Genomic DNA, 19,349 nt, shown 5'->3' with positions numbered 1-19,349 from the left:
GGCCGCCTAGCGCCGTGCAGCTGGCACGGATTTCTCCAAAAGGGCCGGCGCTGAGCTGTTTGCTCCAACTTGTCCGGTTTGCTGGCACGCGGTTCAGGGCAATGATGGGTCCGATGCGCGCCAGATTGCGCTCCATCGCATGGCTACCCAGCAGGGCGCTGAGGCTGGCCGGTTCTCCTGACTGGGGCATGGGTTGATCCTAGGGGGTTTGGCAAAGGTTTGCCAGGGGCCAGATGGTCAGTGGACCATGCGCTTCTTGAGTGATTGATTCTCTATTGGAAGATAAAAAAGAAAGAAAAGAAGAATGATCAATCATTCAAGGGAGCCTCGCCTTTGCCGTCTATGACGTCAGATTGAGGCCAAACTGGGCGAAGTGCCACCGTTAATTGGGCGAAGTGCCACCGTCTATCCCTTACAAACTGGACGAAGTGCCACCGTCTCTGGGAGAACAACTGGGCGAAGTGCCACCGTTAATTGGGCGAAGTGCCACCGTCTATCCTTCACAAACTGGACGAAGTGCCACCGTCTCTGGGAGAACAACTGGGCGAAGTGCCACCGTTAATTGGGCGAAGTGCCACCGTCCATCCTCCACAAACTGGGCGAAGTGCCACCGGTAACTGTAGGAGGGACATAGTGATTCACCGGGTGGCTTTCCCAGTTTCAGATCAGATCCATCTGATCCTGGGGAAGCTGCGGGCTTCTGGTACCCGGGTCAATTTCTGGAGGGACGGTCATTCTTGGGCTTCCTCAGCGCTCAGCGCTTCTTGGGCCTCAATAAACTTGGTCGCTGCCTCGTAGGCTTCATGGGGGGCGTGGACCGGCGCGCTGAAGCGCTTGACGCTCTTGCCCTTCTTGGTCTGGCTAGGTCGGGACTTGCCAGCGGGGATCCACTGGAACACGCCGATGCTGAAGGTGTTCATCCATTGATGGCCCTGGTGATGGGCTGGGTCAAGGCTCCCATACCAGTCCCAGGTCCCTGCAGGCTTGGGTTGTCCATTGCCGCGTACGGTCACTTCACGTTGTTCGTTCGGGACCATGTGAGCCTGGGTCTGCTGGTCTTCTGGTGTCCGTGGGTCAGTGGTCATGAGTATGCTCCTGGGGTGAGGGGGCGGAAAGTGGCAAGTTCACGCTGAATATGCATCCCGCAGCAGCGGGAGAGACTGCTGACTGAGCAGTGCTGAATGGGAGTCGCACCTGAATTGATCAGTGCCTACGCTCCTGTCCCGGGTTGTTTTTCAGGTCAGCAAGCCTGCCTTGCTGATGCAGTGCGTTTTTGAGGTTGCCGGGGGTATCTAGGGTCTCATAACAGTCGGTGGCGTTCAGGGCTGCCCAGGTCAGCTCGCGCTCGTGCTCAAGGGCCCCGATCTGGGTGTTCAGCTCGTCAAGGCGTTCACGCAGCACGGCTGCCTTGACGGGCCTGGGCGGATTGGATTGGACCTGGGTTGACTCGACATGGCTCACCTCCGGGACCTGGGCGGTGCTGATGGCCTGTTCGAGCTGACTGGCGGCAGAGAGCAGGCCCGATTCCATACCCTGGCAAAATTTTCTGACATCCATTTGATTTTGCCGGAAAGCTTGCGCTGCCTCGTTGGCTTCCTGGGCAGCCTGCTGGCGAAACTGCTTGACTAGGGCCTCGGCCTGCAGCCGTGATTGCTGTGAAGCTTCCAGGGCGGCGTGTGTGGCAGCGAGAGCTGCTGCTGCGTGCGCCGCCCAACTGTGCAGCACGTCCACATCCATTGATGGCCGATATTCGGCGGCCAACTGCTGGACTGCTTCTTGACCTGACGTTGCTTCCTGCTGGAGCCTGGTTTCTTCGAGCGGTTCACAGGTATCGCTACCGGGTGCGTTGTTGTCTGTTGCCATACGTGTTTTGCCTCCTTGGGAAGGTGCCGCCTAGGTGAGTTCAGGGAACAAGCTCCGGCCCTGGCCCAGGTGGGGGGAGGCAGGATGCCTGGGGCCTCTGGGCTGAGGTTTGTGCTGCTTGCTGCAGCTGTTGGCGGTGTTCTTCGAATGTCCTCGTGGCCGCTTTAGGCCAGTGGCAGAGGTCGTAATCACTCAGGCCTGCCAGTTGCATACTGCTTCCGAAGTGCTGGTAAGGGTTGTACTGCTCGGCTTTGTTCAGGGCCTTGGAGGCGCTTTGCAGCTCAGCTGGGACGGGGCATGGCCCGTCCATCATGTCCCATCCAGGGAAGTGTTGATCCAGCAATCGAATCCAGCGGTAGTTGATCTCTTTTTGTATGTCGTTGGCTGCTTTCAGGCTTTTATGGCGTGGTGGGAGGCGGGGGCCGGGGTCCCGAAGTTTTAATGCCATGGACAGCGTGAAGAACAGAAACAGGATGATTGCCAGCAGCTTTGGTGCGAAAGCGAAGATGGGGTCGGTCATTGCTAGGATGCTTTCAGTTGATCCTGTGAACTGGCTCAAAAGGGAATGTCTCATAGAAAATCCTTTTCGGATACCCCGTACTTCAGTGCGGGGAGGAGAAAAGCTTCGCTAAAAGCTATAGCTGTAGCCGTCTTGACGCTGAAGCGTCTGAAAAAACCGTTTGTTGATGCCATCTACTTTTCCTGCCCCCAGAAAGAGGGCAAAGGAGCCGGTGGCGCGAACAGAAATCCGCCCGACGTAGGCTCCAATTTTCTTGCCTGTGGTGACAATTGCCCTACAAATGTCGCCCGTCTGAAAGCCGAAGAAGACTTTCTGACGGGTGCGGTGCTTGTTGGGGAAGCCGTACTTATCAGTGCGGCACATCTGTCGGTTGCCGCGTCCCATGCACTTGATTTGCAGGGGGCGAAGATGCGGAACGCGGACTTGCTCGCCAGAATTACCGACGCAGGCGGCATCTATCCAGTGGGCCTTGTCGTACTCCTGCTGCTGGCGGTTGAAGCTCGTCTGTGCGCCACTTCCCGTCTCTACTGGATAGCCAAAACGTTTCAGCTCGTCCAGCAGACGGTAATTGGTGGCGTTAACGGCGGCAGTATCAGCAAGGCTCGCTTGTTGCTGAGCTTGGATGCGGCGAAGCTGTGCGGGCTTACGCTTCAGGAACTCTTCTAGCGTCTGGTTGTCCTTCAGGTTGTTGCACTTGCGGCAAGACATCACCAGGTTGCTGATACGGTTGGAACCACCGCGGGAGCGGGGAACAAGGTGCTCTACCTCTTCGGCTTTTCTGCCGCAGTAGGCGCACTTCCCTTCCCATTTGTGCATCAGATAAGCCCGACATTCAGTGCCGAACAGCGTGCCTTTCTGGTAGTCCTGGCGCTGAATATCAGGATTCATCATCTTCTGGGTATCAAAGCTGACCAGTTCCATGCTGAAGGAATCCAGCATCGTGAAGCGGTCCAGTCTCTTTGCCCAGGAGATGACTGTCAGAACCCGGTGCATCAGAGATGGGGGTAACCAACCTTCAGGTCGGGTCCGGTTCAGGAACCGTGCAGGGCGGTGACGGAGTTTGCGACTTCTGCGAGCTGAGCGCAGTTGTCTTCTCTTGGTGAGGTTGTCCCGAACGGCATGGCCTCTATGGTGGAGTTCGGCCCCCCAGACCACCTGACGGCCTGTTTTGCCTTCGAGGACCAGGGCCATGCCAGTGGTTTTAGAACCAGGGTCTAGTTTGAGAGTGAGGGGTTGAGATTGTCGCCCGGCCTCAGATTTGAGAATGATGGTGAAGGGGTAACGCCGCCAGACGGCAGCTTTGCCTGCTTCCAGCATCTTCCTGGCCCGCTTAGGGATACAGGGCATCCGTGGGGATTTGTCTGGGTTAAGAACGAAGACTCGGTTGGACATGGTTTCCTTGTTGCGCGTAAGCGCCATGTAAAGTTCGCCTAGACGGGCACGAAATGGCTTGTTGGTTCCTTACCAGAGGCGCGGGGGTTCCCTTCCCGGCTTTCTTTGTTGGGGAGACAGAGCTTCAGACTGGCGAGGCATCTGAAGGTGTCGTGACCATTTCGTCGGTTACTCGATAAGAGTCGTCGGGTAACGAATAAGGCTTAAATGCCTCGGCCTTTAGGCCGGGGATTCGTTACGGTTGCTCCAGGGTGATGCAGTGCAGTTGCACTCTCCATGTTGGCTCGATGCTTCATCGTACTTGCTCACCAAGTTGCTGCTGTTTGTACAGGGTGTTCAGCCGTTCTTTGACCGTGGGGGCTGGAGTGTTTCCGAGTGCGCCCTCAAATGGCACATTCCAGGTCTTCATCATGAAGTCGTGGCTCTGGTATCCCTGTTCAAGGCCGCTCAGAATGTCCTGTAGGGCTTCGTCGGTGGGTTGCCAGACGGCAGGAAGCTGTTCTTCAGGGCTGAGTCTGGGAAGGCCGATGCGCCGGAGTTCGCGGTCGCTCAGGTGCTGATAAGCGATGAGTTCCTGGTTCGGCCATGTCACCATGCCTGCTGGGATGCCGCCAAGCAGCAGCAGGCTATGGGTGCTGCTTTGCTCAATGATGGCCGTGATCCAGCGGCCTTTCGGTAAGCGCAGTTGTCCGGGCGTGGTGGTTTCTCCAGGATGGTACAGGCTGTAGCTTCGGCCTTCTCGCAGGTGGCCCTGGTGCCGTTTGGCCAATTCAGGCAGGCCGAACAGCACGCCAAAGAACGGGGAGATGCTCATGTTCCCGGTCAAGGCACTGAGGTGCCAGCAGGCCTGATAGTCGGACAGGTCGGCGGTGTGCCAGATGCTCTGTGCATCCGTTTCACGCAGTGTGAACGGAAACTCGTGGATGCCCTGATAGAGCGTAAAGCCATGTGCCGACCAGGCCACCTGCTTTGGAGCGGGATTCGTATAAGCGGCGGCCGCTTCAATGGCAGCCCGGTTGACGGACGTCTGCGTGAGCTCAAAGGTGGTCATGCTCCTGCACTCACCGTCAGGTGAGGGTCGAAATTCGTGATCAGAACCTCGCGGTTTGGAACTCTCCCCTGCCTGCCGCTGGCGGCCATTCCTGAGACATTGCCAATAGGCGTGTAGTGCCATTGCTTGCCGTACAGTTCCCGGATTTCGGGACGGTCATAGCTGCTCACGATGAATCGGCCCTTCAGCGTGGTCAGTTGTTGGGCTAGCTGTTCATGCGCTTCTTGGTCTCGCATGTTGAGGCGGTAATTCACGCCGTTACCCGGATAGGGTGGGTCAAGGTAAAAGAGGGTTTTCGGGCTGTCATGGGCAGCGATCACCTCACTGGCTGGTCCTTGCTTGATGGCGACATTCCGAAGCCGCTCATGCACAGGCAGGATGCGTCGCTCGATGTGCTTGATGGCACCGAGCAGCCGGTTCCCGCCGCCGGCGTCCCGGATGGCTGTTTGAAAGCGGGGATAGCGCAGCTCTCCGCCCCAGCCCGCGTTTAGCAGGTAGTACAGCCGCGCGGCTCGCGCCACAGGCTTCAGCGTTTCGGGATCAGTGTCTTTCAGCTCGTCGAAGCGTGCCCGGCTGACCAGCTCTCACAGAATGCGGCAGGAGGCCTCGGTCTTTAGACCGGGGGTGAATGCCGCCACACCCCTCAGGGTGCGCTTAAAAGCTATAGCTATAACCATCTGCCTTGTGTAGGGCGGTGAGATATTTTGCATGTACGTCGAAGGTTTCAAGTTTGAAGTTCGGTCTTGCCCGTACTGCAATGCGCCCGACGTGAACGCCTACATATTTGCCGGAGAGAACTTCGGCCCGAACGATATCGCCCGTCTGGAAGCCGAAGAAGACTTTCTGACGGGTGCGGTGCCTGATAGGAAATCCATACTTGTCCGTGCCGCACATCTGGCGATTGCCGCGTCCCATGCACTTGATTTTTAGCGGTTCCAGGGGCTTCACCTGCACCTGCTCACCAGAGTCACCAACGCAGGCCGCGTCAATCCAGTGGGCTTTGTCATAGCCCTGCTGCTGGCGATTGAAGCTCGTCTGCGCGCCGCTTCCCGTCTCCACTGGATAGCCAAAACATTTCAACTCGTCCAGTAGGCGGTGCTTGGTGGCATTAACGGCGGCAGTATCAGCGAGACTCTGTTTCTGCTGCTCCTGGATGCGCTTCAGCCCTGCAGGTTTGCGCCTCAGGAACTCTTCAAGGGCTTTGGACCCTTTGGCTGCATTGCACTTTTGGCAGGACATGACCAGGTTGCTGATACGGTTAGAACCACCGCGAGAACGGGGAAGCAGATGTTCGACTTGCAAGCCCTTTTCCTTTTTGCCGCAGTAGGCACATTTGCCTTCCCACTTGTGCATCAGATAGGCGCGGACTTCAGTTCCGAACAGAGTGCCGCGCTGATAGTCCTGACGCTGAATATCAGGATTCATCATCTTCTGGGTATCAAAGCTGACCAACTCCATGCTGAAGGAATCCAGCATCGTGAAGCGGTCCAGCCTCTTCGCCCAAGAGATGACCGTCAGCACCCGGTGCATCAGGGATGGGGGGAGCCAGCCTTCAGCTCTTGTGCGGTTCAGGAATCGAGCGGGACGGTGACGGAGTTTGCGACTTCTGCGGGAAGCACGCAGTTGTCTTCTTCTGGTGAGGCTGTCCCGAATGGCATGGCCCCGGTGGTGGAGTTCTGCTCCCCAGATGGCTTTCTTGCCATGCTTGCCGTCTAGCACTAAAGCCATACCAGTCGTTTTGCTGCCAGGGTCGAGCTTGAGGGCAAGGGGTTGAGACCCTTTACCTGCTTCAGACTTGAGGATGATGGTGAAGGGGTAGCGACGCCAGACGGCAGCTTTGCCAGCTTCCAGCATCTTCCTGGCCCGCTTTGCCGTGCAGGGCATCAGCGGGGTTGTGTCTGGGTTAAGAACGAATACTCGGTTAGACATGGTTTCCTTGTTGCGCGTAAGCGCCATGTAAAGTTCGCCTAGAGGGGCATGTTCAGGTTTGTCGCTTTGCATTCAGGGGCGCGGGGGTTCCCTTCCCGGCTTTCTTTGTCTGCAAACACAGACCGCGCAGTGCCGATGAGCTTTGCTCTGAGGCGCTTTTTGCTGCGCGGGTAGCCAAAAACTGGCGAGGCATTTTTGGGTGTGGTGGCCTGAACATCGTTTACTTAAAAAAAGTCCTCGGGTGACGAATAAGGCTTAAATGCCTCGGACTGGAGTCCGGGGATTCGTTACTCTGGTTTGAGGACGTGGCCGAAGAAGTCTGAGAAGAGGCCGCGTTTGAGGGGGGTATAGGCGCTGCTCATGGATGGCCTCCTGCGCTTGGCCCGACATGCCACACGGGCTGCAGGATGTCCGTAGCAGCGATATCACCCGCTCCCAGCTGCGAGGCGGCGCGCAACAGGCTGCTCTTGAAGGCGAAGCTGAGGTTGTCCGGGGTCACGCGGGTCAGCAGGTCACGAAGTTCGTCCGCGTCCGGGGCGAAGATGTTCAGTTCGCTGTGGCTGCTCAGGCGGTTGCCTTCCAGCTGAACGTTTTCCGGAAGGCAGACAGGTGAGGCAGGCTGTGAGCAGACCTCCAGTTCGAGCCGAAGTGAAGTGCGGTAGAGCGGAACCTGCGCCGAGCTGGGAGTCAGGTCGCTGACGGTCCAGAACCCCCGCTCTGGCAGGGGCGGTACGGTGAACGTACCCATTGGTCCGGCGAGCACTCCCCCAGTGGGGCTGCCGGGGCTGCCAGGGCGGCGCGAGAGGACGAAGGCATTGCCCGCGAAATCATCGCAGGTGTACCCGTTCAGGCACTGGATAGCGCTAAATGCAGGGCAGGGACTCTCAATCAGGGCCGTGAGCTGCCCACTGTGAATCAGGCTGGTGATGTGCGGCACCTTCATGCGGTTTCCTGCTTCAGACTTTGCACTTCTTCCTGGACGGCTTGCCGCTTTCCAGCCAGCCGGTCCAGCAGTGCGGCCGCTTGTGCCTGCGCGCCGAGTTCCGCTGCGGTGTTCTGGATTATGCGTTCCAGTTCAGTCAGACGCCTCAGCTCCCTGTTTAGGACTTCAAGTTGCCGCTCCCGTTCCACCTCGTCTGCTTTGAGGGTGGCCCGGAGCTGCTCCTGCAGGAGGCGGCCGATGTCCCGCCCGGTGATGCGGCTGTCCGGCTCGTGGAGGTCGAAGTACTCCTCCAGCGGGTCATAGTCGCCGGTTTCGTCCGTGAGGATGACTCGCTGGAGAGCCAGCGTGCCGGCAGCGTCCAGAATGGCCCTGGGGACATCGCTGCCGTCTTCCCGGCGTTGCAGGTAGACCACACCGCTCGTTTCGCACACGGCGAAAGGGACGCTGCAGCCGTCCAGTCTCAGGTCGTCTGCTAGCACGATCTCGAACCCGCCGGGCACTTGCGGGGGAATCAGCTGATGTGTGTGGGCAGTGATGCTGGGCGACCACTCCTCGCCATCACCGTCCAGGCTGACCAGTGGCAGGCCGCCGTGTCCGCGCAGCAGGGCTTCTTGGGTGAGCCAGTGTTCGCTGCCGCACCGCCGGGTGGGTCTAAGAGTGAAATCACATGAATGATTGCCGGGCAGGTCGTTGTACTTGTCACCGTCGTCATCGATGTTGATTTCAACGTTCAGACTCTCAGACCGCACCCGTTGGTAGCCCAGTTCTTTCAGGGCCAGGGATGTGACGTTATTGGTCAGGAGTGTGTGGGGGACCTCGTCACGTCCGGCATGTCTGATGCTCTCCTCAGAAATGTCTACCCGGTTTGCGGCCCAGTCCCGGGCTTCTTGTAACACGCGTTCTCGTAGGGCAGCGGTGATCTGTATGGCTGCCGTTTCTAGCGCTTCGTTATGAATAACGCTCTCGCGGTCTGGAAGCTTGGGCCGGATACCGCTGCCAGATTTGGGGTACAGACGTAAGCCATATCTACTCAGCAGCGCTTCAATGAGTGGGTCTTCCTTTAGCAGTATCCTCAGTTTATCTGCTGGTACGGACAGTTTTTCCCAGTCGATCTGGACACTGTAGAGGCGTTCACTCAGGATAACCCGCCCAGCATCAGTCTCGATCAGAAGGCCGTTGAACGGCGCGACCTGCCCTGTGGATTCGCCGTTGAGCGTGACGTAGATGTCTTGCTCGTCAGCGTCGATACGCAGGTCCTGCAGTGTTTCTTTCAGGTTCTGTGGGCGGTGCAACTGCACTTCTACTCGGAAGCCCTGCAGAACAGCTTCACTGTGCTGAACCTCGGTCTTGTCCGCGCGCATGAACTGCTCTGGCGTCAGCGTGAAGCTCCAGTCTTTCGAGCGGAAGGTGACCGCGCTGGACCATTCCGGGTTGAGCAGGCTAAGAATACCCAGGCCAGCTGGGTCGGTGACGTGCGCCCCCCAGCCGCTACGGGCGGCGGTCAGTAGCAGCTGAGGATCGTCAAGGCCATGCCCGTTGTCCTGAACGGAAAATCCGTGATCAGTGGTTTCAAACTGGATGTGGGTCGCGCCGGCGCGGATGCTGTTTTGGAGCAGCTCGCGGACGCTGGCGCGGAAACCGCCGAAAAAGTGCGGCAGTTCAGTCAGGAGGTGGGTGTCGATTCGGGGCTGGACGGTTTCAGTTAGGGTCATGCCCCTGGCTCACTCGTTAGAGTGAGGGAACAGTCCCTCAGGACAGCAGGGTTTCGGTCAGTCCCTCATCTAGATAATGCTGAACCCACCGCCTGTGATGTGCCGCAGCCTCCTGCACACTTGACGCGTACTCAATGATCTGCCCCTCGTTATTGAACAGCCAGATCAGCTCGAATGGACCTGGACTACCGGGTTCGAGAAAGGGAATCAGGATGGTCATGAGGGTGGTGTAGTTGTCGAAGTGTGTTTGCCGGACCAACCTGCGGGTGTTGCGCCAGATGGTTTCAGGCAGATACTGGACGGGGACCAATTGAAATTGCCCGTCTGTAGAAGGCAAAAAGAGCTGGGCCTGTTCAGAGTGAACGCGTTTGCCAAGGAGCTGGTCTCTGGAAGAAAGGGGGCCTGGGACGGGGGGCATGACCATATGCTCCTAGCATAAGCGTAAAAGCCCCTTTTCAGGGGCTTTCAGCTGTGGAGCGTGGATTCAGAGGGTGCCTTTGAGTCCCGTGGCCACCTTGAACGCCACTTTTTTGCCGGCAGGAATCTGGATCTTTTCAGTGGTGCCAGGTTTAACGCCTGTGCGCGCTGCCGTTTCCTTGATGCTGAATGTGCCGAGCGCAGGCAGGCTGACGGTCTGCCCAGCCTGCAGCGCTTCAATGACAGCATTGAGGACGCTGTCGGTCACACCACTGGCCTGCTGACGGGTGAGGCCCGTTTTGCTGCTTACCTCCGCAATCAGCGCAGCTTTACCCATCTTGCTGCTTTCAGCGGCGGGGGTAGGAGCAGGCACGGTCTTCTTCGTTGTTTTTGCCATGCATGCATTATGACTGCGAATCCGGCTGGTCAGACCCCAAGCAATTCTTCCAGGCTCATTTCTATGGCCGTTTTGCCGCAGAGCGCCTGGGCCCGCGCTGGAGCAAGTTCCTGGAGACGTTGTTTTTCCTTTTCAAACTTCGCTTTGGCCTTTACCAGGGCCTGCTCGGCCTGTTGCATATCATTCCAGGCGTTCCAGGTCTGCCATTCCTGCCTTCTGATGCGGGCTTCTTGGATGCTGGCTGGCTGGATCAGCTGTTCGCTAAGTCTCGCGTGTTCTTTTTGCAGCGCCGCTCTGGCTGCCGGTGTCGCGGCGCGGCGGTAGTCCTTGGGCTGCAGGTGAATTTCCGGGTAAGAATGGTGCGGTGAGATCCAGGGTGTGTGGTACTCCACGCCGTTGATCGTCACGGGCTCACGCCACGAAAGACTGAGTTGGCCTTCAGGCGTGATGTGATAATCCGCAGGCCCAAAACGGGTCTCGGTCATCCGTTTTTCGCTTTCAGGCCTTTTCATCATGCCACCCTGTCAGCCGCTTGGGGGGATGCTGCACCGAACAGTTCTGAGAGATCTACCGGTTCTGGCCGCGTGTTGGGATCACTTAATTCACTGAGTCCAGGTCCGAATTCGAATGTCGCCAGGTCAATCAGGTGGTCGATGGTTTCGAAGCTGGTGTGGTCCGGCAGCGGAATAATGTTCATACCAGCGTCAAGCACGCTGAGACTGTAGCCGCGTAACGTACTGACGCAGACGAAGGCGGCGTCTGGGCTGTAGGCTTCACGGACCTTATGACTGAGGATATCGAGGGTACTCATGCTTACTACGCTGCGCGTGAGCGCGAGGGGTCTGAGCGTGCCTGCCAGAAAAAAAGCCCCCACTTGGGGGGGAAGTGTGGTGGGAAGTGTTAGGGCACGGCCCGGCTGACCATTTGTCCACTTTCCAGATCAAAGTAGCGCGCACTGTGTCTGATCTCCCCCTCATGCAGCAGTTTCCAGAGCAGGTCTGCCGCCTGGACCGCCACCATCGGGTTGATCATCAAATCCTGGCGCGAGATTGCTTCTAGAGCTGAGCAACTGGGAAGTGCGTCTTCCTCTAAAGAGGCGTCAATCAGCTCTGGATGCAGTTCGCTGGGAAGAGCCATTGCTGTGCCCTGGCGTCCCAGAATCACTTGCCCGGTTTTGGCCGTGTTTCCACAGTCCAGCCAGTAGGGTGTCTCCTGCCTGTCATTAAGAAACTTTGCGATGTCTCCCCTGGCGGCTCGCGTGTCTACGCAGCTGACAATAATGTTGAAATTGTGTGGATGTGACTGTGAGAACTTTTCTGGAACAGCTTGCCAGCCGGTGCCCAGGCACAGGTTGACTCGTTCGGTGAGGACGAACGCCTTATTCTTGCCGAGGTCAGCTGGGTAAAAGCGCTGTCTGGCCAGATTGGCAGGGCTGACCGTATCGGGGTCGAAGGTGGTGACCTGTAGTTTTGGACCGCCTGTGGCCTGGAGACCGGCATACAGGCTGCCCAGGTGGCTGAGCAGGGCTGAGCCGGTACCGCCCAGGCCGATCAAGGCGAGGTGGACAGTCTTTTGGTGTTTCAGGTTACTTGTGTGCACAGTTCATCTCCTGAACAGCCCAGCGAGGGTCTGATGTGCCGGTTTAAGGTAGTCGGTAGGAAAGTGGCCGCGGTCAACGGCCTCATGCAGCACCTCAGCGTAGGGTTGCCCGGTCAGCAGTTGAGGCCGCCCGTGCGTGAATGCAGAGCGGAAATACGCTTCGCTGTATTCAGCGGTGAGCCGAGGGTCAAGGTGCTCTGGCAGCTCGGTGCTGCCCAGGCAAACTTGCTGATCGTTGAAAACGTTCATAACAGGTGCGTGGTAGAGCGCAGTGTCCAGGTCGGGGCGTGTGTCCTCTGCTAGGGCGTAAATGCTCATGGCCCCTGTCGCCGTGACCCGGAACAGGAGGGCCGGGAGTGGAATGGGCTCCTGAATCTGGACACTGCTGCTTTCGTGGAAGAACAGGGCGCGTTTCTTTGCCGGTTCCCACCAGATCATCTCGCGGGTTGAGAAGCCCAGCACCTCATTGGGGAGAAACATCAGGCTGCTGCTGCGGGCATGCTGGGCCAGCTCGGTAAAGAAGGTGTCGGTGACGGCGGACCCGGCTCCGAAGACCAGCTGACCGTCTATCTGACTTAAGGGATAGTGCTGAACCAGGGAGCTGTGGGGACCGCTGAACAGCACCAGCGCGTCGGTGGCCTGCAGCTGCATGTTGGAAACGGGCTCAGTACCTGACAGGTTGCCTTTCGGCCCCTCCTGGCGCGGGAAATGGAGTCCTCAAGAGGTCCAGGAAGAGCCTGAATTTCTCCCCGCCCCACCGCAGCGCACGGCTCAGCTCCTCATACTCATACCTCGCCCTGCTGACCGCAGGGCGACCATGTTTTTTGACACGTATGGGCCTTGCTGCCGCTCGCCATTCCCCCACACGCAGCATCCAGGTCAAGGCCAGGGTCAGCAGACCAAACAGGTTTCCTACACGCTCCGGGTTGGTCATGTGGGTTTGCTCCAGATTCAACCCTCTGGATTTCATGGCTGAGAAGGTGGTCTCTATGGCCCAGCGCTGCCTATAGATGGTGAGCGTGTCCCAGACGGATAAGTCTGAAGCGATGATGACCCGCTCTCCCTCTGGGGAGAGCGTCGCGACTACTCGCATCCAGCCGCCCTGAACCCAGACCTTGTCAAACAGGGCACGTATTTGACCCGGCTCCAGTGACGCGAAACAGTCACGAGCATATTCACCGTCTACCACGGTATTGGCCCGAATACGAATGCATCTTTTGATCCCGCTGCGCCGTAAAAACGTGAACCACTTCTGACCGAGAAACTCCCTATCCGCGATCAGGACCTTCCACCTGCGTGCGGGTAGGTGTTTCAGCAGCTGACCGACCAGCATCATACGTGCCCTGGATTCACTGTTCCCGCCGTGCTTCAGTTCTTTCCAAGCAAGTGGAAGAGTAACGTTGCCCAGCACCACGCCGATGACCAGCAGGTTGAGGTGAGACTGGCCGAGCTTCCAGTTGGTGCGGTCCATGATCAGGGTCAGTTTTCCCTCAGGCAGCAGTGGAAGCAGGACATCCAAGATGTCCTGCTGGGTCAGACCAGCACCATGCAGCACACGAGCCACCATACGCGTGATGGACGGTGTCGTCGCAGCACGGTCAATATGGAGCGCGATTTTGCGGTGGAGGGTAGATTCCGCCTGCAAAATGCCGAACAGGACTTCTGCAACGCAGCGCAGACGATCCATGCGGTGGTGTGGGAGACGCTCTTTCAGGTAGACCACGAATGTGTCAACATTCGTCAGGGCGGCTTGGTTCGGTTTCACACCTCCATAAGCCGCCCTGCTTCATATTTTTCTGCGACCCAGACAACGTTTCCTTCAACGTGTCAGGTACTGAGAGGTCATCTGAAGTCGTGCGAAGCCGAACAGACTCAGGGCCAGACAGAACCTTGCCGAGCGTAGCAAACTTCACCTTACTGACGTTGTTCAAATCAACTTCGGGGCTAATCTTGATTTTTCCTGATTCATAGACCAATGTATCGTGTGGCTCTATTACTGTCTTACATCTTCGATACACACATCAAACTTAACTGATTGCCTACCCTCATAGTTGTAATACAAGGGCATTTCTATATATGTCCCTAACTTATCTATAAGTCCAACCTGAGAGAAACAATTCAGTAAAAGCTCGACAGGTGTATCGGTGTTGTTCTTAAGCTCTGCATGTATAGAGAAATAACCATCTTCTGCTAAGTAAAATTCACTAATGACCATCGGCTCTTGGCCCTTACATGAACAAAGAGAGGCCGAGGTTATCAGCCAAGGCACTAGTTTTCTGAATGTTCTTCTATACATTCTGAACACCCTGTTTGGGGTCTTGTGCCCAGGGAAGTCACGCAAAAACCTTGTAGACACTGATCATGGGGGTCATGTAACTAATGGTAGAGCATGCCGTTGAACCGGCATCGTACGCCGTACGCGAGTTTTCGCCAAAAACTTGGCCTGAAGAATGGATACCATTTAACACAACACGCCGTTTAGGGCCTAGCAAGATTGTGGGCGAGTACGGCTAAGACGACGCGGAGCTTAAGTGAACCCAGGGTTTTGGTTTGGGCAGAGCGGATTTGAGCTTCCACAAGCGCAGAGAAGACTGTTTCAACGCCGTTTAGGGCCTGACCGCCCCCTGGTGAAGTGCGTCTCAGACACATAAAAATAGAGACGACATGGCTAAATATCGTCTCCACCATAGTCTAGGACGTCGGCACGTCATTCGCCACCTCTATTTCTGGGCTAAGAAGCATTTCAGCGACCAGAAAATCTGCCCGCACCAGAAGGTCACAGATGCCATGCTGGTTGCTCTGCTGCTCTCCCGTCTCGTCTTCAAGCATCCATTTCCTTCCATCTGGTGGAACATCCTCAAGGAAGACCGTCCCGGTCTTCCTTCCTACACTCAGGCCTACACCAGGGGCATCAAACTGTTGCCACTCCTAGAGCATGTTGCAAGCCCAGCTCAGCCCTGCACTGAAGTCGTAGTTGATTCAATGCCCCTCCCCATTTGCCGTCCCAAACGCACGCACCTTTGTCAGTTCCCAGGCGCGAAATGGGGATTTGGAACTCAGGGCGAGTTCTTCGGATATAAGCTGCACGCCTGGGTCACACCAGGTGGACAAATCGTTCAGTACGTCATCCGACCTGCCAACCTCCATGACGTTACGGTCAGCTATGAGCTGAATCTCAGATGGCCAGAGTTTGAAGGCCCAACCATCATTGGCGATAAGGGGTATTGCTGTCTGGGCTACGTGTATCCGCCCAAGAAGAACACCAGATATGACACGGGATGGCGAGAATCTCGCCATCCCAAAATCCGCAAACGTATTGAAACAGTCTTCTCTGCGCTTGTGGAAGCTCAAATCCGCTCTGCCCAAACCAAAACCCTGGGTTCACTTAAGCTCCGCGTCGTCTTAGCCGTACTCGCCCACAATCTTGCTAGGCCCTAAACGGCGTTGACATCTCGCAGTTTCTGGAAATTGTGTCCAGGACAGTGTTTGCGAAAGTATGGCTGGCATGTAAATTCACGTACCAGACGTCCCTGCCAAGCAGCACTTCAAAACTGCAAGATGTCAGATACTGAGGAGTTTGCGATTTAGGGAGTGATGGCTATAAATTTGTCCGGAGGTAAGGGTCTATGAAAAAAGTAGCCGTTTTAGGAATCTTAGGTTTATTGCTGTCGAGTTGTGGAAGCCAGAATCTGCCTGAAGTGCATGATTCTGGGAATGGTTTGACTTCTACAGTTGAAAGTTCCCTGTCTGATGCTTCTGGGAGTGCTGCCGTAGATAGTTTAGAGACGCAACAGGTCGGCGCCTGCAAAATTAGCCCTAACCGTCCTTACTACGGAGCGGGCCGTATTAGGGCGGATGGTGGAATACTTTGCTTGGGCAACAAAGTATCAGCAAGCGTTGATGCGCTCATACATATCGTTAAGGTAGATAACGGCATACAGAGAAAAATTGCAACTACTACAGTCAATTATAAAACTAATCTAGTTAGCAATTTAGGTCCCGATAAATTGAAAATTGATGCTCCCTGCTCTATCGGCTCTTACATAACCAAGATTGAGTTCTTCGGAAATAATGCTACCGCAAATCCTTCTATAAATGAAACCCCAGAATATGAGATTAGCTGTTCTGGCGGAAACCAATTTGTTCATCCAACTTATGAAGTTTCTCAAAGGTTAGCGGCACATAGCTGGCAAGGTCACGCTAATGGCTTTTCAACTCGTTCCATTGGAATATATAGTCAGTCGGCTTTACAGGAATATATACATAACTCTATAAAGACTAGATACAGTGGGCGGTATCTTATTAAAGACAAGGGAGTTTTAAATGGAAAAATCGCTCTCTATGATACTGTTAAGAAAGTTATAATCATCTACAACCCAGGAGCTTTCGATAGAGGCACCGCTTTTCCTGTATCTGAAGATTATTTCAATAGATTTACTGGAGCATGAAGAATCTCAATGAAAATTTAAACATTAAGGATATTACTGCCTTACATAACGGTTTGTTAAATTCTCTCCGTTTTCTTTCCAGTGCGGACTCTAAGGAGGATGCTTGGATGGAGAGCGAGTTTCAGACGGTTATCGGTATGACAAGAAGGGAAGCAGGAGAGCTATTAGATCGCTTGCTGCCAATTTTGGAAGCGGAGATAAAAAATAATTCGTAACTTATTCACAAAATTATAATTAAGTGAGGTAGGAGGGTTTTGAAGGAGCCCTCCTATTTTATTGGGATCGGCGTAAAGCTGAGCTTCGCGGAGACGTAGGCCTGTCGTGAGAGTAAGAACCGATTCCTGCGCTAAGGAATTTGGATGGAAGGAATTACTGCCCTAGACGACATTTTTTCAGGATTAGGTTGGCATAGCAGCCAAGCCGTTCAGTTCGTGTCATTTTTCCTGTGATAAGTGTTCAAAACGACAGGAATGTCGTGCCAATCGAAGTCGTTCTTGTCGGACGAGGGTCTCGGAAATCCTGCGATAACAACGATTACAGCAGGAATTTCCCCTTAGCGCAGGTTACTGTTCCTACTCTCGCGTCACCCCAAGACGCCGACGCACTCACACTACTCGAAATCGTGTTAGACAGCGAAGGAAGCTATTTTGCACAGGCAGCCCAGAGCATAGCCGCCGCCCTCAGTACCTGACAGGTTGCCTTTCAGCCCCTCCTGGCGCAGGAAATGGAGTCCTCAAGAGGTCCAAAAAGAGCCTGAATTTCTCCCCGCCCCACCGCAACGCACGGCTCAGCTCCTCATACCCGTACCTCGCCCTGCTGACCGCAGGGCGACCATGTGTTTTGACACGTATGGGCCTTGCTGCCGCTCGCCATTCCCCCACGCGCAGCATCCAGGTCAAAGCTAGGGTCAGCAGACTAAACAAGTTCCCTACCCGCTCCGGGTTGGTCATGTGGGTTTGCTCCAGATTCAAGCCTCTGGATTTCATGGCAGAGAAGGTGGTTTCGATGGCCCAGCGCTGCCTATAGATGGTGAGCGTGTCCCAGACGGATAAGTCTGAAGCGACGAGCACCCGCTCTCCCTCTGGGGAGAGCGTCGCGACCACGCGCATCCAGCCGCCCTGAACCCAGACCTTGTCAAACAGGGCACGTATTTGACCCGGCTCCAGTGACGCGAAACAGTCACGAGCATATTCACCGTCTACCACGGTATTGGCCCGAATACGAATGCATCTTTTGATCCCGCTGCGCCGTAAAAACGTGAACCACTTCTGACCGAGAAACTCCCTATCCGCGATCAGGACCTTCCACCTGCGTGCGGGTATGTGTTTCAGCAGCTGACCGACCAGCATCATACGTGCCCTGGATTCACTGTTCCCGCCGTGCTTCAGTTCTTTCCAAGCAAGTGGAAGAGTAACGTTGCCCAGCACCACGCCGATGACCAGCAGGTTGAGGTGAGACTGACCGTGCTTCCAGTTGGTGCGGTCCATGATCAGGGTCAGTTTTTCCTCAGGCAGCAGTGGAAGCAGGACATCCAAGATGTCCTGCTGTGTCAGACCTGCACCATGCAGCACACGGGCCACCATGCGCGTAATGGACGGTGTCGTTGCAGCACGGTCAATATGGAGCGCGATTTTGCGGTGGAGGGTGGATTCCGCCTGCAAAATGCCGAACAGGACTTCTGCAACGCAGCGCAGACGATCCATGCGGTGGTGTGGGAGACGCTCTTTCAGGTAGACCACGAATGTGTCAACATTCGTCAGGGCGGCTTGGTTCGGTTTCACACCTCCATAAGCCGCCCTGCTTCATATTTTTCTGCGATCCAGACAACGTTTCCTTCAACCTGTCAGGTACTGAGATTGTACTCATAACTTGCACCTTGCATAGCTGAGCGAATAGCCGTGCTGGTGCAGGAATTCTTGCTCTTTTTGAAGCTGGCCCAGCAGGTGGTTCAGTCTGACTTCGGGGAACAGGGTGTAGAGAGCCAAGCGTGCAGCTTCCTTCAGGGTCATGTCCTCTGAGCGGTGAAGCATGGTCAGAGTGAAGGCCAGGAAGACCATCAGAATCCAGCGGTCCAGACCTCTGGCAGTTCGCAGCGCGAACTGCGCCAACCCAAACTGATGCTTGCCTTCCTTAAAAAAGGATTCCAGCGCCCAGCGCCGTTTCCCTTCGGCCGTGATTTCGTCTCCCTCCAACAGCTCGGATGACACTGCAAAGAATTCGCGGTCCCCACGGTCCACCCTCCCCAGAGACAGCGTTTCCAGAGGCCAATTGGCGAGGTTGACGTACCCTCCGTGTGGACAATCCGCCACCGTCACCCGCCCAGGATGATCGGTGCGCCGGTTACTCCTCACACCCACTACGAACTCGAAACCCAGGCGCTGCACACCGTCCAGAAAGACAGCGGATTCGAATCCGCTGTCTGCCAGTACGCAGATCTGAAAGCGCTTCCCCACGAAGTCTGGCACCTCTTCCAGCAGGTCGAGGGCTAACGTGACGGGAGTGCTGGTGTGCTTGCCCTGATAGACCCGGTAGGAGATGGGGAACTTCAGTTCCCCGTACTCGGCGAACAGGACCACCAGATGAATGCCGTGCCTGCCGTTGTAGACGCTGACATAAGGTAGCTGAGTCCCCACTTTTTCCACTGTGGTCAGGTCCACGCTGAGACGCAGACGAGGTCTGCGTTTTTGACGAGCTGCATCCAGCAGGGTGCGCCACTGGGTGTCCTGCATCTCTTCCCAACAGCGGTCTGAATCCCAGTCATAGACGTTGAAGAAACGGCTCAGCGCGCTGGGACTGACCCCCTCAGCCTGGCTGAACTTGGTCTTCTGGCCTGGACTATGGAAGAGGTGCAGCGAAGCTTGCAAGCTTCGCTGCTGATACAGCGTCTCTGGAACTGTCAGAACCTGCCGTGCGAGAATACGGGCGCGCTCCCCTGAAACCTGTTTGTACACACTTCCAGATTTTCAGCTCTGGGAGCGCTTTTTGACTCCCTATTCAGGTGCAAGTTCTGAGTAAAAAGGGGGCCAAGTTCGGCCTCCTGAAACTTCTTTTCCTCGACGAAGCCGCTATTTGGTTGAC

The 19,349-nt window shown here is 55.9% G+C and carries 22 protein-coding genes and 1 pseudogene; 3 read left to right on the top strand and 20 right to left on the bottom strand.

Annotated features, from left to right (window positions below; translation table 11 throughout):
* The 18 genes and pseudogenes from IE158_RS11770 to IE158_RS11685 all read right to left on the bottom strand — a co-directional run.
* Positions 1 to 190: hypothetical protein (locus IE158_RS11770; RefSeq protein ID WP_189643900.1), on the bottom strand; the 190-nt coding region annotated here is incomplete at its 3' end.
* A gap of 541 nt (positions 191 to 731) precedes the next feature.
* Positions 732 to 1,085, bottom strand: coding sequence for a hypothetical protein (locus IE158_RS11765; protein WP_189643899.1), 354 nt, complete (start codon positions 1,083 to 1,085; stop codon positions 732 to 734).
* 118 nt (positions 1,086 to 1,203) lie between these two features.
* A complete protein-coding gene (locus tag IE158_RS11760) occupies positions 1,204 to 1,863 on the bottom strand; it encodes a hypothetical protein (protein ID WP_189643898.1) in 660 nt (219 codons plus the stop codon).
* Positions 1,864 to 1,903: 40 nt separating this feature from the next.
* Entirely contained in the window at positions 1,904 to 2,383 is a 480-nt protein-coding gene (locus tag IE158_RS11755) for a hypothetical protein (RefSeq protein ID WP_189643897.1), read from the bottom strand.
* Between the two features lie 108 nt (positions 2,384 to 2,491).
* Positions 2,492 to 3,775, bottom strand: coding sequence for an RNA-guided endonuclease IscB (iscB, locus tag IE158_RS11750; protein WP_189643896.1), 1,284 nt, complete (start codon positions 3,773 to 3,775; stop codon positions 2,492 to 2,494).
* 292 nt (positions 3,776 to 4,067) lie between these two features.
* Positions 4,068 to 4,826 carry a hypothetical protein gene (locus IE158_RS11745; protein WP_189643895.1) on the bottom strand — a complete coding sequence of 253 codons (759 nt, stop codon included), beginning with the start codon at positions 4,824 to 4,826 and terminating at the stop codon, positions 4,068 to 4,070.
* A complete protein-coding gene (locus tag IE158_RS11740; RefSeq protein ID WP_229839100.1) occupies positions 4,823 to 5,347 on the bottom strand; it encodes a DNA adenine methylase in 525 nt (174 codons plus the stop codon). Before IE158_RS11740 ends, IE158_RS11745 begins: the two co-directional genes overlap by 4 nt.
* Before the next feature lie 133 nt (positions 5,348 to 5,480).
* A complete protein-coding gene (gene iscB, locus IE158_RS11735) occupies positions 5,481 to 6,827 on the bottom strand; it encodes an RNA-guided endonuclease IscB (RefSeq protein ID WP_229839099.1) in 1,347 nt (448 codons plus the stop codon).
* 286 nt (positions 6,828 to 7,113) lie between these two features.
* Positions 7,114 to 7,698: a hypothetical protein gene (locus IE158_RS11730; protein WP_189643894.1), complete on the bottom strand. Its 585-nt coding sequence runs from the start codon at positions 7,696 to 7,698 to the stop codon at positions 7,114 to 7,116.
* Entirely contained in the window at positions 7,695 to 9,410 is a 1,716-nt protein-coding gene (locus IE158_RS11725) for an ATP-binding protein (RefSeq protein WP_189643893.1), read from the bottom strand. The genes IE158_RS11730 and IE158_RS11725 overlap by 4 nt, the downstream gene beginning before the upstream one ends.
* Positions 9,411 to 9,447: 37 nt before the next feature.
* A complete protein-coding gene (locus IE158_RS11720) occupies positions 9,448 to 9,834 on the bottom strand; it encodes a hypothetical protein (RefSeq protein WP_189643892.1) in 387 nt (128 codons plus the stop codon).
* Between the two features lie 60 nt (positions 9,835 to 9,894).
* Complete coding sequence (locus tag IE158_RS11715) at positions 9,895 to 10,224, bottom strand: HU family DNA-binding protein (protein WP_189643891.1); 330 nt, start codon at positions 10,222 to 10,224, stop codon at positions 9,895 to 9,897.
* 29 nt (positions 10,225 to 10,253) lie between these two features.
* A complete protein-coding gene (locus IE158_RS11710) occupies positions 10,254 to 10,736 on the bottom strand; it encodes a hypothetical protein (RefSeq protein ID WP_189643890.1) in 483 nt (160 codons plus the stop codon).
* Entirely contained in the window at positions 10,736 to 11,035 is a 300-nt protein-coding gene (locus IE158_RS11705) for a hypothetical protein (protein ID WP_189643889.1), read from the bottom strand. Before IE158_RS11705 ends, IE158_RS11710 begins: the two co-directional genes overlap by 1 nt.
* A gap of 89 nt (positions 11,036 to 11,124) precedes the next feature.
* Entirely contained in the window at positions 11,125 to 11,823 is a 699-nt protein-coding gene (locus IE158_RS11700; RefSeq protein WP_189643888.1) for a PRTRC system ThiF family protein, read from the bottom strand.
* 3 nt (positions 11,824 to 11,826) lie between these two features.
* Complete coding sequence (locus IE158_RS11695) at positions 11,827 to 12,474, bottom strand: PRTRC system protein B (protein WP_189643887.1); 648 nt, start codon at positions 12,472 to 12,474, stop codon at positions 11,827 to 11,829.
* Positions 12,475 to 12,487: 13 nt separating this feature from the next.
* Entirely contained in the window at positions 12,488 to 13,588 is a 1,101-nt protein-coding gene (locus tag IE158_RS11690) for an IS4 family transposase (RefSeq protein WP_444542461.1), read from the bottom strand.
* A gap of 713 nt (positions 13,589 to 14,301) precedes the next feature.
* Positions 14,302 to 14,424: pseudogene (locus IE158_RS11685) on the bottom strand (IS982 family transposase); the annotation flags it as partial.
* Positions 14,425 to 14,487: 63 nt separating this feature from the next.
* Between IE158_RS11685 and IE158_RS11680 the strand changes: the two are divergent.
* The 3 genes from IE158_RS11680 (at position 14,488) to IE158_RS11670 (ending at position 16,486) form a co-directional block, all read left to right on the top strand.
* Entirely contained in the window at positions 14,488 to 15,261 is a 774-nt protein-coding gene (locus IE158_RS11680; protein ID WP_189643886.1) for an IS982 family transposase, read from the top strand.
* Between the two features lie 188 nt (positions 15,262 to 15,449).
* Complete coding sequence (locus tag IE158_RS11675) at positions 15,450 to 16,271, top strand: hypothetical protein (RefSeq protein WP_189643885.1); 822 nt, start codon at positions 15,450 to 15,452, stop codon at positions 16,269 to 16,271.
* Positions 16,268 to 16,486, top strand: coding sequence for a hypothetical protein (locus IE158_RS11670; protein ID WP_189643884.1), 219 nt, complete (start codon positions 16,268 to 16,270; stop codon positions 16,484 to 16,486). The genes IE158_RS11675 and IE158_RS11670 overlap by 4 nt, the downstream gene beginning before the upstream one ends.
* Positions 16,487 to 16,951: 465 nt before the next feature.
* On the opposite strand, the gene IE158_RS11665 is transcribed toward IE158_RS11670, so the two are convergent.
* Both IE158_RS11665 and IE158_RS11660 read right to left on the bottom strand, forming a co-directional pair.
* A complete protein-coding gene (locus IE158_RS11665; protein WP_444542460.1) occupies positions 16,952 to 18,052 on the bottom strand; it encodes an IS4 family transposase in 1,101 nt (366 codons plus the stop codon).
* Between the two features lie 81 nt (positions 18,053 to 18,133).
* A complete protein-coding gene (locus IE158_RS11660; protein WP_189643883.1) occupies positions 18,134 to 19,222 on the bottom strand; it encodes a transposase in 1,089 nt (362 codons plus the stop codon).
* Between the last annotated feature and the right edge of the window lie 127 nt (positions 19,223 to 19,349).

The organism is Deinococcus piscis (assembly GCF_014653275.1).
In the GTDB taxonomy this organism is placed as follows: domain Bacteria; phylum Deinococcota; class Deinococci; order Deinococcales; family Deinococcaceae; genus Deinococcus; species Deinococcus piscis.
This window is presented reverse-complemented; position numbering and strand designations above follow the sequence as displayed.

What these genes read in the sequence shown, in the direction of transcription:
- iscB (WP_189643896.1), bottom strand. Translation starts at nt 3,775, where the DNA reads ATGTCCAACCGAGTCTTCGTTCTTAACCCAGACAAATCCCCACGGATG.
- IE158_RS11765 (WP_189643899.1), bottom strand. Translation starts at nt 1,085, where the DNA reads ATGACCACTGACCCACGGACACCAGAAGACCAGCAGACCCAGGCTCAC.
- IE158_RS11730 (WP_189643894.1), bottom strand. Translation starts at nt 7,698, where the DNA reads ATGAAGGTGCCGCACATCACCAGCCTGATTCACAGTGGGCAGCTCACG.
- IE158_RS11760 (WP_189643898.1), bottom strand. Translation starts at nt 1,863, where the DNA reads ATGGCAACAGACAACAACGCACCCGGTAGCGATACCTGTGAACCGCTC.
- IE158_RS11680 (WP_189643886.1), top strand. Translation starts at nt 14,488, where the DNA reads ATGGCTAAATATCGTCTCCACCATAGTCTAGGACGTCGGCACGTCATT.
- IE158_RS11705 (WP_189643889.1), bottom strand. Translation starts at nt 11,035, where the DNA reads ATGAGTACCCTCGATATCCTCAGTCATAAGGTCCGTGAAGCCTACAGC.
- IE158_RS11715 (WP_189643891.1), bottom strand. Translation starts at nt 10,224, where the DNA reads ATGGCAAAAACAACGAAGAAGACCGTGCCTGCTCCTACCCCCGCCGCT.
- IE158_RS11695 (WP_189643887.1), bottom strand. Translation starts at nt 12,474, where the DNA reads ATGCAGCTGCAGGCCACCGACGCGCTGGTGCTGTTCAGCGGTCCCCAC.
- IE158_RS11670 (WP_189643884.1), top strand. Translation starts at nt 16,268, where the DNA reads ATGAAGAATCTCAATGAAAATTTAAACATTAAGGATATTACTGCCTTA.
- IE158_RS11675 (WP_189643885.1), top strand. Translation starts at nt 15,450, where the DNA reads ATGAAAAAAGTAGCCGTTTTAGGAATCTTAGGTTTATTGCTGTCGAGT.
- IE158_RS11745 (WP_189643895.1), bottom strand. Translation starts at nt 4,826, where the DNA reads ATGACCACCTTTGAGCTCACGCAGACGTCCGTCAACCGGGCTGCCATT.
- IE158_RS11725 (WP_189643893.1), bottom strand. Translation starts at nt 9,410, where the DNA reads ATGACCCTAACTGAAACCGTCCAGCCCCGAATCGACACCCACCTCCTG.
- IE158_RS11755 (WP_189643897.1), bottom strand. Translation starts at nt 2,383, where the DNA reads ATGACCGACCCCATCTTCGCTTTCGCACCAAAGCTGCTGGCAATCATC.
- IE158_RS11710 (WP_189643890.1), bottom strand. Translation starts at nt 10,736, where the DNA reads ATGAAAAGGCCTGAAAGCGAAAAACGGATGACCGAGACCCGTTTTGGG.
- iscB (WP_229839099.1), bottom strand. Translation starts at nt 6,827, where the DNA reads ATGCAAAGCGACAAACCTGAACATGCCCCTCTAGGCGAACTTTACATG.
- IE158_RS11720 (WP_189643892.1), bottom strand. Translation starts at nt 9,834, where the DNA reads ATGGTCATGCCCCCCGTCCCAGGCCCCCTTTCTTCCAGAGACCAGCTC.